We start from the raw sequence: 13,885 nt of genomic DNA on the forward strand, positions 1-13,885 counted from the left end.
ATCACGGATGGTTCCACGGGGTGTGGCTGCAGTCGACGTCAGTCCCATATCCGGTGCTCGTCGGTGAAGTGCGGCCAGGGCTGGCCGCTGGCCGGACCTCGGCGAAGGAGCTGCTTGATCCCTTCTGCCCAGGTGGGCAGGTCGGTCAGCTCCAGCAGCAGGCGTTCGATCTCCCATCTCGTCATCGTGATGCGGCGCCCGTAGCCCTCGACTTCGGCGATGACCTGGCTCGGTCCCATTTCGGCGCCTTCGGGAAGGACCCAGCGGGCATCGAGTCCGTTTTTGCGGATCTCCTCGATGAAGCAGTCGGAGGATGTCGTGACGGTGAAGACCAGAACGTCGGCGATGAGGCCGGCGCACTGGGCAGGCTGAAGCGGGTAGATGGCCCATGGCGCCAGCACCGTATTGCGGGCAGCCTGGTCCCCGCTGCCGAAGCGGATATGTCGCCCGGTCAGTCTGGTACGGCGGAGCAGTGCCGTGTGGGCCGATTCGAGCTGCCGGATGGATTCGTTCAGCTCCCACCTGTTGCCCGCGGCGGAGATGTCCATCGCGACCAGGCCGCGCTGTCCGGGCACCCGCATCGTCTTCAGGCCCTCCCTGTGGGCGAAGGCGAAGGCGTCGCAAAGAGTGTTCAGGTGGGTTTTGTAGGGGATGCCGGTGTCGAAGAGGTGGGCGTTCCCAGGGCCGGGAAGCGGCCCATTCACTCGGAGGGCGTCAGCCGCCATCCGTGTACGGGCGAGCTGCGCACCTCCCTGCTGTTTCGGGTTCTTCTTCAGCTCATACAGGAGGATGTCCTGCTCGCCGTTCGCCCGGGGAGTGTCGAACACGGTCACGTCGCCGATGCGCAGGCAGTTGGTGAGATCGTGGAGCATCGCGAAGCGGCGGTGCTCGCTCCACTCCTTCTCGGCGAACTGGATCTCGTGGACCGTGCCCTCCTTGCTGAGGGTCATCGGACCCGGCGCCTCACTGCGGCGCAGCGCGAGGATGTGACGGCGGTCGTAGGCAAAGGCGCGCCAGGCCATGGCGTCGCCGATGGAGCGCAGCTGCCGGCCGACCCGTTCGAGGACGTCCGACTCCAGGCGCCACGCTTCGATGTCGTGCTGGTCACCGACGGCGAGTTCGGGGGCATCGGCCGGGAGGCGGATGCCCTTCATCAGTCGTTTGATCACCCGGGACCGCTGCGCCCGTGCCTCGCTGGCGGCCAGGGTGGCGACGAGCAGCTGCCGCTGAAAGCCGGCGAAGTCCTCCGGGGTGGAGCACTGACGCAGGTCGCTGATGAGACCGACCAGCCGCTCACCGGTATCCCGGTGAAACGGGTGCTTGATCAGCGCGTCCAGGCGATCGGTCGGCATGTCGGTCAGCATCACGGGCATGCAGCCATCATTCCGGGCAACCACTCTTGTGTTCCATCGAATTCGGTTGAAGAACCCACGCCAGACAGGCAGCAGCCGGGCTACCCGTACTCCAGCGTCGCGGGAACCACCGCGCGGCAAGCCCGGGGTTCAGCACCCCACCGTGGCGCGGATCAGCGGCCCGTCCGGGTGCCCTGGCACAGAACAGAAGTCGTCAGTCTCCCGCAAGGGGGCGGGCCCGGCCGCGCGGCCGGGCCCGCCGTACTCACTGGGCCTTCGGAAGCGCCGCCAGCGCGCGCCGTTCCTCGCCATGGCCAACGGCCCGCCACACCGAGCGGCCAGCCCCGTCACTGGTCAGGAGGGCCAGGGTCGTGGTCGCCACGGTGATCCGGTAGCCGACTCCCCCGGTGTGGCGGGCGCGGGCGTGGAAGGCGGCCTCCCGTGTTTCCGGTGCCGCCCTGTTCGGCGCGGGGGCGAAGACGAACAGCAGCGTGGGGAAGGGCCGCTCCAGGTCCGGTCCGGCGTAGGTCTCCTGCCAGTGGGAGCGCGGCGGGCGGGCGGCGTTCCCCCGTCCGGCAGCGGGTGCGGTGCGGTAGGCGTCGTAGCGTTCCAGCTTTTCGATCAGCCGCGGGTAGGACATGGTGCGGTCGATTTCCACGAACGCGCTGGAGCCGTCGGCCAGGAGCACCACGCCGTCGGGCACGAGGTTCCCGGCCGGGGTCGGGTGAGCCACCTCAAGTTGCCAGTCGGCGTGGTCGGCCGCCTCAGCCTGGTGGAAGGCGATGACGGTGTCGACGAGGGCGAGACCGTGCTCACGCAGGCCCGTCTTGCTGGCGGCGATGCGCTTCCCGGTGGTCCGGCCAGCCGTCGAAGCAAGCTCACCGGAAGCCGCGGCTTCGGCGAGACCGGCCGGGGTGCAGTACCAGTAGCTCTGCTGGGCGCGGTGGGACCGGCCGGCCAGAGACGGGGACTCCCCCCGCAGGTTCCGCAGCGCCAGGCGGATGTTGTCGGTGCTCTTCTGGTGCGGCAGGAGCAGCGTCTTGAGCTGGAGGGGTGCGGCCAGGCGCAACCGGGCGAGGGTGAGCAGGACCTCGCCCCGGATGTCCGCGCCGGCCCTCGCCGCCGCTTTCCTCCGGGGCCGGGACGCTTCTCCACGTACATCAGTAACGGGAGAAGAGGAGTTGCAACCGGCCGGAACGGGCGGGCAAGGGGATTGACCAGCAACAACGGCGAGATGGCGGCCCGGGGCTGCGGTGCTGGGTGCGGGGCCCGCAACAGGGCTCACCGTGGGGCTCGCTGTCGCGGCGGTGCCGGACAGGCCCGACGGGGTGTGCAAAGTGGGGGTGGTGGTCATCGTGTTCTCGCGGTTCCCCGGCCATCAAGGCCGGATCGGTGACAGGTCCGGCCCGCACACAGAAGTGCGCACGGGCCGGGGCCACCGTGAGGAACACCCCCTTGACCGCCGTCTGGCCATCACCGACAACGGGTGTCCGATTTACCCCTTGACTGCCCCTTGACCGACCGGAATGTCCGTGACCGACACCACACCGCAGGAACGGAGTTCAGCGGGCGGGCCGGGTGCTGGACGGCGAGGAGCCGAGCCGCCAGTCCGAGGGCTTCTGGCCCCGGAACGTCTCCCCGGCCTCGATCCGGGCCTTGTTCCGGGCGAACTCCCGCTCCGCCGCCGACAGCTTCCGAGGGGCGCAGCCGGGATGTCCCCAGCCCTCGGTCACCTTCGTGATGACCTCGCCCTTGCCGTAGTCCTTGAAGCAGGCCGGGCAGGTGCCGCCTTACGCGGCCCGCAGCAACCCGCGCGGCAGCGGCACCGTCTTCTTGGCCGCCGTCTTCTTCGCGGCCGGCTTCCCGCCGCCCGCGTTCTTCTTCGCCGCCTGCGCCCGCTTGATCGCCTCGCGCTGCGCCTTGCCGGGCCGCTTCTTCGGCTGCTGCCCGCGTGCCGCCTTGGCGGCCTTCTGTGCCGGGGTCTGTCCCACAACGCGGGAGCGTAGAGGCGCCGGACGGTGCACCGGTGCGGGTGTTCATCCGGATGCCGGTGGCGCACCGGTGCACGATGCGGCGCGCCCCCGGGGGCGATGCGCGGGACCCGATGCACCGCACTCCCCCACCGGATGCCGCGCACCGGATGGATGCCGGGGCCCCAGTGGACACCCCCATGGCATCCACATCCCCGACCGGCCGGTGAACACGATGTCCGTGCACTCCCCCAGTGGTGTCCACCCTGATGCGCGAGTGCACGACATCCCCGCATCACGCACCAGCGCTACCCACGGTCACGATGCGCGGCACGGACCGGACGGAGAGATCTCCCCTCCCCCGGCCGGATCCGGAGTGCATCGCCCGCCGGTGCACGGCATCGCTGCCGCGATGCCGCGATGCCGAGCGTGGTCAAGGGGAATCACCGGAATCTCGTACCTGGTCAAGGGTTGCATTCCACGCGATGGACGCAGCGGTGCCCAGAAGGCACCGCTGGTCAAGGGGTACCCGTCGAGTGCACGACATCCGGTGCGCCATCACCCTCCGTATGCACGGAGGGTGGAGCGGAACCGAGGGCGGAGTTCCCTCTCGCCAGCATCGTGGTGCGCATCGTGCGGGCGAGGAGAGTGCTCAGCACCGCCGGCGCGTGCACCGGATGGGCCCGGTTGGGTGCATCGTGCCCACCCGAGCGAGTGCACGGCATCGCCGACACGGTACGGGACGGGTGCACGGCATCGTCACCGCGCGCACCCGATGCCGGGATGTCCTCGTACGTCACCGCCGGCGGCGCGGGCGCATGGTGCGCCGCGGGTTCGGCCGGCCGCCGGGGTACTGCCGGGAGAACCGGCGGCGGACCGGGGGCGGTTCCGGCGCCAGGTACAGCGCCCAGCGCAGCCGGGACGCGTCGGCGAGCTCCTCCAGGCGCTCGATACGCCGGTCCAAGTCCTCGGCGAGCTGCTTCAGGTACTCCGCTGTGACACGGGGCGGGGTCGGACCAGCCATGCGAGCCTCCGGCGCTCAGGAAGGGAATCGGTTCCCCGTACCCTCGCCCCTCCCGGATGGCTGCGGGGGCGGGCGGCTGGTCGCGTCCCGGGAGGCGGCGCGGTGACTTCGGCCCCTGTCCCGTCGGGCGGTCTCCCGCCGCCCGGCAGCAGTACCGCCGGAGTCCCGGTCGTCACGGCTGCACACCACCCCGGCCCTGGTTCTGGCCGTGGCCGGGCTGCTGCGGATGCTCGTGCCCCCGGCGGCGGCGGGCGTCCGTCGGGGGTTCGGCGGCCGGGCCCGGGAGGCCGGGGCGCTTGGTGGCGGCCCGGCCCCGGGGTCGGTGCGGTGGAGGCGGTGGGGTCAGCAGCTGGTGGTGGTGTCGCCGGTGTCGGCGGCGCAGGTGTCGTTGCCGAGGTTGCCGTTGGCGGTGTCGCCGGCGACGCCGTCCTGGACGTCGATGCTGTCGTTGCCGAGGCCGCCGCTCATGTCGTCGGTGCCGTCGTGGTCGAGCAGGACGTCGTTGCCGTTCTGGCCGTCGAGGGTGTCGTTGCCGGGGCCGCCGTAGATGTGGTCGGCGCCGTTGTCGAACAGGTGCAGGAGCGAGCCGATGAGGGTTTCGCCGTCGTTGGTGTCGTTGCCGGCTTCGCCGTGAAGGTGGTCGTCGCCGTTGCCGCCGCCCATGCCGTCGTTGCCGTCGCCGCCCCGGATGGTGTCGTTGCCGTTGCCGCCGTCGATGGTGTCGTCGCCGCCGCCCGCGTGGACGGTGTCGTTGTTGTTGCCCGCGTTGATGGTGTCGTTGCCGCCCAGGCCGCAGATGACGTCGGCACTGTTGGTGCCCGTCAGGGTGTCGTTGCCGTTGGTGCCGGTGATCGTGCACCCGAGGGCGTTGTCGACGGTCGTGTTCTGTGTTGCGGTGTCGTTGCCGGGTGCGGGGTCGGGCTGGGTGGCGTCGACCGTGGCGGTGGCGGTGACCGTGCCGGTGGCGGTCGGCGAGAGGGTGAGGGTGATGGTGGCGCTCGCGCCCGATGCCAGGTTTCCCAGGGTGCAGGAGACGGTGGGGGCTGCGATGGTGCACGAGCCCTGTGAGGTGGTGGCGGACAGGATGCCGGCCGGGGTTCCGGACAGGGTGACGGCGGTTGTGGTGCCCGTCGCGGCGTTCGGCCCGTTGTTGGTCACCGTCACGGTGTCGGTGAAGGTGCTGCCCAGCGGCGCCGGGTCGGCGGAGTCCGTCACCGTGACCGTCAGATCGGCGCCGGGGTCGAGGTAGGTGTATTGGTCGGCGGGTGTGGTGGCGCTGGTGCCGGCGGACTTGGTGACGGTGATGTGCACGGTGCCGGGTGCGCCCGCCGGTGCGGTGGCGGTGATCGAGGTGTCGCTGTTGACGGTGAAGGACGTCGCGGCGGCGGTCCCGAACTTCACGGCGGTGGCGCCGGTGAGGTTGGTTCCGGTGATGTCGACCGCGGTTCCGCCCGCGGCAGGGCCCGAGGCCGGGCTGATCGAGGTGACCGCCGGCTGCGGCACGTTCACCACGGCCAGGCCGGCCGGACGGGAGCCGACCGTGATGGTTCCGGTGGCGGTGTTGGTGGCGGTGTCCACGACGGACACCGTGTTGGTGCCGTTGTTCGCGACGTAGGCGGTGGAGCCGTCCGGGGTGAAGGCCACCCGGTTGGGGCCGGCGCCCACCGCGATGGTCGCGGTGACGGTGTTGGTGGCGGTGGAGAGCACCACGACGGAGTTGCCCGGGGCGTTGGCGATGTACAAGTCGGCACCACTGGGGCTCAGGGCCATGCCGTTGAGGTTGCCGCCGATGGTGACGGTGCTGGTCACCGTGTTCGTCGCGGTGCTGATCACCGCCACCTTGCCGCCTGAGTTCTGCAGCAGATAGGCCTGGGTGCCGTCGGTGGACACGGCCACGTCGACGGGACGGCCGCCGGCGCTGACGGTGGCGGTCACCGTGTTGGTGGCGGTGTCGATCACCGTCATGCCACCGGCGTTGGTGGTGTTGCCGTTGTTCGCGACGTAGGCGGTGGCCCCGCCGGGGCTGAACGCGACGGCCCCCGGAGCGATGCCGACCGGGATGGTGGCGGTCACCGTCTGCGTGGCCGTGCTGATGACCGAGACCGTGTTGGAACCGGCGTTGGTGACATACAGCGAGGAACCGTCCGGGGAGAGGGCCGCCCCGAAGGGGTTGGTTCCCGCGGTGATGGTGCCGGTCACCGTGTTGGTGCCGGTGTCGATCACCGCGACGCCGCCGCTGTACCTGGTGACGTAGGCGGTGGTCCCGTCCGCTGAGGCGACCAGGCTGATGGGGGACGTGACCGCAATGGTGGCCGCGGTCGTACCGGTCACGGTGTCGTAGGCGGTGACCGAGTTGCCGCTGCCGTTGGTGACATACACGAACTGGTGCGTCACCGGCGCGGCCAGCGCCGCAGCGGCCCCGGCCGGCGCGGCCGCGCCGAGACCGACGATCGCGAGGAGAGCGGCGACCACCGCCGCCAGCACTCTGCGCGCCCTGTCACGGAGCGGTCCGTGACGCGTGGTGGAGTGAAACATGAGGGAACCCTCTTCCCGAGGCATGCGCCGCGCCTGGCAGGCCCCCGGGTGGGGTCGGCTCCATCAGAGCGCGGCACGACTACCCGCCGGCTCCAGACATCTCTGGACCACCGACGGCCCTGCATCTCGTGCAGCACCCACCACCGGCACACGACAGTGACGCGGCATCACCGCATCACCCGCCACGTGCGGTGCGGGAACCATGAAAAAGCTAGCAAGTCATTTGGGGCTTGAGGACCGAACGGCATGAATACGACATCGGGCCCCATACATCCAGCCATGAACGGCAACGGCCAAGCGGACCCTCGCACTCAGCCCACCGCACGCGGGAACATCCGAAAGCACGATCGGCGAACTCACCACAGCGGACCACCACCTGGCGAGCACAGACAACGGTGAAGTCCACCGACACCGTCCAGTCGAGACCGCCATCGGCTCCCTCACGCCTCACCGCCATCCCCACCATGCACCGTCGGCTCCTCGACCCCTGAAGCCAGCGGCAACGCCGGCGTCCCGTACGGGGCGACCGCCGTCTGAGCGGGCACAGACTGGCAGTCCCCGGGTCGGGAAGTGGGAGCTCTCCTGCCCGGGGGGCTGCCCGGGCAGGGCAGGGCGCGCGGTGCAGGGGTCAGCGAGTGGCGCGGTGGCTGGACGGGGACGAGCCCAGTCGGACGGCTCCTGCGAGCGGAAGGTGTCGCCATTCTCGAAGGCGGCCTTGTTGCGGATGAAGGCGCGCTCGGCCGCACTGGGCCGACCAGCCGTCGCCGACTTTCCGAATCACCTCGCCCGGTGCGTACGGTTTCCCGCACTCCGGGCAAGTTCCCAGGAAGAAGGCCCGGAGCGCGCCGCGGCAATGGCACCGCCTTCTTCGGCTGCCTGGCCCGAGCCGCCTTCGCGGCCTTCTGTGCCGGGGTCTGTCCCACAAAGCGGGAGCGCGGAACCGGGGCCGGCCGCCAGGCCGCAAAACCCCGATCCGTGAGCGGGGTGGAGTGCTTCCGGCTCACCGCCCGCCTCCCCGCATCATCAGACGCCCCTCAGAAACCCCGCTCCCCGGGCGGCGTCCCCTCGCACCTCTCCGGCCGGGTGTCGCACTCCGCGAAGCTCGCCCGGACAGAGGTGACGATCGCGACCAGCAGACCGGCGAGCAGGACGAGATAGAGGACCCGCCATGGCCAGGCCATCCGACCGGGGCCCCGCAGCAGCCTGATGCCCAGGAGCACCATGATCAGCAGAGCGAACAGGAGCAGCACCACCAGAACATCCAGCACGGCATCACTCTATGAGCGCACCGGCCGAGCGGGACAGCCCTCTGCACAGCAACTTCCCCCCGAACCGGCGCAGTTGTGCCCACCCACCCGTCAGGAGCACGGAACCCCCGCTATCCCCGCCCGGGACCGGGAAAAGGGAGCGGGCCCGGACGGAGCACCGCTGCCGGTGTTCATCCGGATGCCGGTGCGCACCAGTGCACAATGCGGGCGCCCCAGGGGGCGATGCGCGGGACACGATGCACCGCACTCCCCCACCGGATGCCGCGCACCGAGTGGATACCACGGCCCCGGTGTCCCCCACCATGGCATCCGCATCCCCGGCCGGCCGGTGAACACGATGCCGCGCACTCCCACCCGGTGCTGTCCACCGTGATGCGCGAATGCACGGCATCCCCGCATCACGCACCGACGCTACGCACGGTCACGATGCGCGGCACAAGCCGGACGGAGAGATCTCCCCTCCCCCGGCGTGCACCGCGGGCCGGTGCAGGGCATCGCCGCGATACCGGCGAGCGTGGTCAAGGGGAATCACCGAAATCCCGTCGCTGGTCAAGGGTTGCATTCCACCCGGTGGACGGAGTGGTGCCCGGAGGGCACCGCTGGTCAAGGGGTACCCATCGAGTACACGCCATCCAATGCACCATCACCCTCCGTCTGCACGACGGGTGGAACGGAGCCGGGCCAGAGTTCTCTCCTGCGGGCATCGTGGTGCGCATCGTGCGGACGTGGAGAGTGCTCGGCATTGCCGGCGCGTGCACCGGATGGGCTCGGTGCGGTGCATCGTGCGCACCCGAGCGAGTGCACGACATCGCCGGCACGGTGCGGAGGCGGGTGCACAGCATCGTCACCGCGGGCACAGGATGCCGGGACACCCCTGTACTTCACCGCCGGCGGCGCGGGCGCATGGTGCGCCACGGGTTCGGCCGGCCGCCGAGGTACTGCCGGGAGAACCGGCGCGGGCGACCGGCTGGGGACGGTTCCGGCGCCGGGTACAGCGCGGCACGCAGCCGGGCGGCGCCCGCGAGCTCCTCCAGGCGCTCGATCCGCCGCTCAGATGTTCGGCGAGCAGTTGCAAGTACTCCGGTGTGACGCGGGGCGGGGTCGGATCAGCCATGCGGGTCTCCAACGCTCAACGGGAGATGGGTTCCACCGCACCCTCGCCCCTCCCGCACGGCTGCGGGGGCAGGCACCCGGCCACGTCCCGACAGCCGGCGCGGTGACTTCGGTCCCCGTCCGGCCGGGCGGTCTCCCGCCTCCCGGCAGCAGTACCGGACGTGGCGGCGGTCCCGGCCGTCACGGCTGGACGCCCCCGCGCTGATTCTGGCCGTGGTCGTGGCCGGGCTGCTGCTCGTGCCCGTGCCCCTGGCGGCGCAGGTCGGCCGATGCCTCGGTGTCCGGGACCGGGACCGCGCTGTCCCAGCCGGGACGGCTATCGAGGGGCGGTCGGCTGTCTGGTGCGAGGCGCGGTCACGGCCGGCTCTCTGGTGGGTACGGGTCTGTGGGGAACCGCAAGCGAGGGTCTCATCGCTCCGGGGCGCCGACGGGAGGGGAACCGGGGGCAGGTCTGACGGGGCCGGCCGTTCCTCCCGGGTGCGGGGAGGAACGGCCGGTGATGGGCCGGTGTCCGGCCCTGTCGCAGCGGGGGGTGCGGGGGTGTCAGGTGCAGTTGATGAGGAGTGCGGTGGTGGCGGTGCAGGTGCGGGATGCGCTGTCGTTGGCGGGGTTGGGATCGGTGGGTGTGCCGGCGGTGCGGGTGGCGGTGACGGTGTAGGGGGTGCCGAGGCTGAGGACGGCGACGGGCACGGTGATCCGGCGGGTGACGCTTGTGCCGGGGGTGAGACCGGTGGCGGTGCAGGTGGCCTTGCCGGTGGTGAGGGTGCAGTCGGGGCTGGTCGCACCGGTGGGACTGGGCAGGTCGAGGGTGACGGTGGCGGAGGCGAGGGTGCGGGGTCCGTGGTTGGTGAGGGTCAGGGTGTAGTCGATGCGGCCGTTGAGCAGGCCGGGGCGGGGTGTGGCGGTCAGTTCCACGCCGAGGTCGGCGGTGGGGCGCTCGGCGATCGCGATGTCGACGGGGGTCGTGCCCACGGGGATGCCGGTGGTGGTGTGGGTGCTGGTGTCGATCACGGAGACGGTGGCCGAGTTGCCGTTGGCGGTGTAGACGTGGCCGCCGTCGGGGGTGACGGCCACTCCCCTGGGGGTGTTTCCGGCTGCGGTGGTGGCAGTCACGGTGTTCGTCGCGGTGTCGATCGTGGCGATGGTGGCGCCCTGGCCCCGGGAGACGTAGACGCGCGCGCCGTCCGGGGAGGCGGCGACGTCGTAGGGGCCGTCGGTGAGGGGGATGTTGGCGGACACCGTGTTGGTGGCCGTGTTGATCACCGCGACGGAGTTGGAAAACGGGCGGGTGAGATAGGCGCGGGTGCCGTCGGGGGTGACGGTGACGCTCTGGGGGAATCCGCCGGCGTTGATGGTGGCGGTCACGGTGTTCGTGGCGGTGTCGATCACCGATACGGAGCGGGCGTTGTAGTTGGTGACGTAGGCGCGGCTGCCGTCCGGGGAGACGGCCACGTCCTGCGGGGCACTGCCGACCGTGATGGTCGCGGTCACGGTGTTGGCCGCGGTGTCGATCACCGTCAGGCGCTCGAGGGCGCTGTTGACGACGTAGGCGCGGGTTCCGTCGGGTGAGACGGCGATGCCATTGGCGCCGTTGCCGACGGGGATGGTCGCGGTGACCGTTCCGGTCGAGGTGTCGGTCACGGTGACGGAGCCGGCGTTCCCGTTGCTCACGTAGAGGCGGGCGCCGTCCGGGGAGGCGGCCACGCCTTTGGGGCCGTCGCCGACCGGGAGGGTGGACGCGACGGTGTTGGTGGCGGTGTCGATCACGGAGACCGTGTCGTTGCTGTAGTTCGTCACATAGGCGAGCGGTGCTTCAGCAGCGGTACGTGCCGCGAGTGCGGCGGGGGCTGCGGGGGCGGAGTGCGCGGCGGGGGACATGGCGGTCGGCGAGGCCATGGTCAGGCCGCAGGAGGCGGCGATCACGAGGAACCGGCGGCCGGGCCGCTTGCCGGGCCGAACGGATGTGGTGGACAGGCTCATACAGGGATTCCTCTCCCACCGGGCTCCGGCGTGGGAGCACATGGCCATGTGGCCGGCCGGTGGCCCGTGTGGTGGTGTCGTGGAAGTGGGTCGGACGGTGGTGTGGCCTGGTGCCGGCAGGACGCGCGGCCTTGATTCGGGCCGATTCGTGTGCGGAGAGGCTCGTAGTCGTCGGCCGGGGCGATGTTCTCGGGCGGGCCGCCATCCATACGCCTTCTCTTTCCCAGGCAGTCGGCGCGGGCCGCCACCACCGGGAGTCCCGGGACATCCGGTCCGGGAGCAGAGGCCCATGGAGACCCCTGGCTCCGGGAGCCGCCTCGTCCCGCCCCGGCGAACCTCGGGCGACGTACCACCGCCACCCACCCCCCTGCGCCATCGGCATGGCACCCGCTGATCACTGTGGTGCCTCCCGCACCGGTCCGATCGCAACCACCGACACAACCATCCGAACGGATGATCATCCGATCATGTGTTCAATTCGTCGGTCTGCGCTGCCCGTGCGCATCGTGCGGGCGTGGAGAATACACGGCATCGCACCGGGCACCGGATGCCGGGATGCCCCGTACTTCACCGTGGGCGACGGCCCCGCGCGGAGTGCCACAGGTTCGGCCGGCCGCCTGGGTACTGCCGGGAGAACCGGCGCCGGACCGGCGGGTCGGATCAGCCAGGCGAGCCTCCGGCGCGCAGGAAGGGAATCGGTTCCATCGCACCCTCGCCTCTCCCGTAGCGCGCCCCACGCACCACGCCGCTCTGAAGGCAGGCATGGTTCTGGTGCACGATGCGTCGAAGGACGGCTTGGCCTACCAACGAGGTCTCCGGCGTGAGCGGAAGGCCCCTTCAGCGGTCGGCGGTCGTGGCCGCCTGCGGGGCAGCATACCTGGGGTGTGACCGAGATACGGGACAAAGGGGCGATGGGATGATCTTGAAGCCCTGAACGCCCGGCCTTCATCCATTCGACTTAGCGTCCTTGGTGGTGATGCTGACCGTCACCTGGGACCTGGGTGGATTGTTGCTGACGTAACCTTCCGCTTGCGCCTCCGCTCTCCGTACCACGGCGACCCCGTCCAGCATCTGCGCTGGGACCGGATAGGCGACCTCCTCCGGGAGGGGCTGCCGACGTCCCGGAGCGAGGCGGCCGTCCTGGCGGTGGCCGCCTCACTCGTCGTCTGCCGGGCGCAGCAGCGCGCCCAGCACGTAAGGGCCAGCCGGGGCGAGCTCGGCGGCGTGGCCGGCCAGCCACTCCCCCGCAGCGGGGGGGGTGGCTCTGTGTCCTTGGTCAAGGTTGTGGTGCCGAGTGTGTGGCTGTTTGGGGTGTTCAGGCGGCGAGGGTGACGGTGGGAGTTCCGGACTCGTAGAGGGTTCCGTCGCGGAGCATGGCGAACAGGACGCTGATGCGTTGGCGTGCGAGTCGCAGGAGAGCCTGGGTGTGGGTTTTGCCGCGGGCCCTTTGCCGGTCGTAGTAGGTGCGTGAGGCCGGGTCTGCGTTCATGCAGGCGAAGGCGGAGAGGAACATGGCGCGTTTGAGCTGCCGGTTTCCGCCCCGGGGTGCGTGTTCGCCGTGGATCGAGGTCCCCGAAGGCTTCGTCCTCGGGGCAAGGCCGGCGTAGGGGGCGAGGTGGGCGGCGCTGGGGAAGCCGGTGCCGTCGCCGACGGTGACCAGCAGGACGGCGGCGGTCCTGACGCCGACTCCCGGCATCGAGGTCAGGACCGGGTGAAGAGGGTGGGCCTCCAGCAGGGTGCTGATCTGGGCTTCCAGTGCCCGGCGCTGGTCGTGAACCGCCGCGAGCGAGGCTGTACCCAACCCACCAGAGGATCGGCGCCCGGGCGCAAACACCGCACCGCCTGTGCACCGTGAACGGGAGCGTCCTCCAAAGGGGGCGCGGCTGACATCAGTCGGCGCTCCAGCGGTGCGCGCCAGCGCCGCGCCACTCCACCCAGGCGGGATCGTCGAGGATCGGTTCCGGGTCGGTGATGCCTGCGGTTTCCAGAAAGACCTGGAGATCCGTATCGGAGAACGCCAGGCCCAGGATCTCGTCCCGGCCGTGCCGGTGCACACTCACCCGCCGACCGCCCGACGGCGACGGCCGGTGCACGGTGATCGGCGCACTCTCCACACCCTCCAGCGTGCGCGCACCCCGCCCCGGGCGCAGCACGCGGCAGCGCCAGCGGGCGGGTTCAGAACCCTGTGCCGATGCCCCGGTATCCGGGCCCGAGGCCGCGCCGTCTCGGCCGGGGCCGGGGCGGGGTACCGGGGGTGGTCTGCTGTCCAGTACGCGGCCGGGGCACGGCCGGCTCCCCGACGGGTTCGGGGTCGGTGGGGAGACCGAGCCGGCGGCGCGCGTCGGTGGTGACCGCCACCACCGCAGCGAGGGCCTGCGCGGTCTCCGGACTGATCTGGGAGAGGGCCGCGGCCAGGACGTCGATCGCGTACAGGGCATCCTCCGCCGCGCCCGTGCTCCAGGACGTGGGGGTGACCCGCGTCAGCCAGATGACAAGCACTCTCGACCGCCAGCTCGGCCCGCTGCTCGACTCCGGGCGCGGCCCGGGAACTTAAGTCCCATGCCCTCTTCAACGACGCGGCCGGTGAAAATGATCGCCCCGGGGCGGCGCTGATACCACAGCCACAGAGAAGCGGCTGCTCCT

Annotated in this window: 10 protein-coding genes and 1 pseudogene; all 11 read right to left on the reverse strand. The window is 71.0% G+C overall.

Annotated features, from left to right (window positions below; translation table 11 throughout):
- Positions 1-38: 38 nt before the first annotated feature.
- Positions 39-1,373: a hypothetical protein gene (locus ACH4S7_RS31805; protein WP_398524825.1), complete on the reverse strand. Its 1,335-nt coding sequence runs from the start codon at positions 1,371-1,373 to the stop codon at positions 39-41.
- A gap of 244 nt (positions 1,374-1,617) precedes the next feature.
- Complete coding sequence (locus ACH4S7_RS31810) at positions 1,618-2,421, reverse strand: replication-relaxation family protein (RefSeq protein WP_398524826.1); 804 nt, start codon at positions 2,419-2,421, stop codon at positions 1,618-1,620.
- A gap of 493 nt (positions 2,422-2,914) precedes the next feature.
- Positions 2,915-3,085 carry a hypothetical protein gene (locus tag ACH4S7_RS31815; RefSeq protein ID WP_398524827.1) on the reverse strand — a complete coding sequence of 57 codons (171 nt, stop codon included), beginning with the start codon at positions 3,083-3,085 and terminating at the stop codon, positions 2,915-2,917.
- A gap of 57 nt (positions 3,086-3,142) precedes the next feature.
- On the reverse strand, positions 3,143-3,343 hold the full coding sequence (locus ACH4S7_RS31820; protein WP_398524828.1) for a hypothetical protein: 201 nt from the start codon (positions 3,341-3,343) through the stop codon (positions 3,143-3,145).
- A 775-nt stretch (positions 3,344-4,118) separates the two neighbouring features.
- Complete coding sequence (locus ACH4S7_RS31825) at positions 4,119-4,346, reverse strand: hypothetical protein (RefSeq protein WP_398524829.1); 228 nt, start codon at positions 4,344-4,346, stop codon at positions 4,119-4,121.
- Between the two features lie 342 nt (positions 4,347-4,688).
- Positions 4,689-6,881, reverse strand: a complete 2,193-nt coding sequence (locus ACH4S7_RS31830) for an IPT/TIG domain-containing protein (RefSeq protein WP_398524830.1) — start codon at positions 6,879-6,881, stop codon at positions 4,689-4,691.
- Positions 6,882-7,915: 1,034 nt separating this feature from the next.
- A complete protein-coding gene (locus tag ACH4S7_RS31835; protein WP_398524831.1) occupies positions 7,916-8,149 on the reverse strand; it encodes a hypothetical protein in 234 nt (77 codons plus the stop codon).
- Between the two features lie 1,656 nt (positions 8,150-9,805).
- The gene (locus ACH4S7_RS31840; protein WP_398524832.1) at positions 9,806-11,242 is read right to left on the reverse strand and encodes a beta-propeller fold lactonase family protein; all 1,437 of its coding nucleotides are present in this window, start codon (positions 11,240-11,242) and stop codon (positions 9,806-9,808) included.
- Positions 11,243-12,557: 1,315 nt separating this feature from the next.
- Positions 12,558-13,031, reverse strand: a pseudogene (locus tag ACH4S7_RS31845) (transposase); the annotation flags it as partial.
- A 100-nt stretch (positions 13,032-13,131) separates the two neighbouring features.
- Positions 13,132-13,356, reverse strand: a complete 225-nt coding sequence (locus ACH4S7_RS31850) for a hypothetical protein (RefSeq protein ID WP_398524833.1) — start codon at positions 13,354-13,356, stop codon at positions 13,132-13,134.
- A 61-nt stretch (positions 13,357-13,417) separates the two neighbouring features.
- On the reverse strand, positions 13,418-13,741 hold the full coding sequence (locus tag ACH4S7_RS31855; protein ID WP_398524834.1) for a hypothetical protein: 324 nt from the start codon (positions 13,739-13,741) through the stop codon (positions 13,418-13,420).
- Positions 13,742-13,885: the final 144 nt, after the last annotated feature.

Source organism: Streptomyces sp. NPDC020965, assembly GCF_044333555.1.
Taxonomy (GTDB): Bacteria; Actinomycetota; Actinomycetes; order Streptomycetales; family Streptomycetaceae; genus Streptomyces.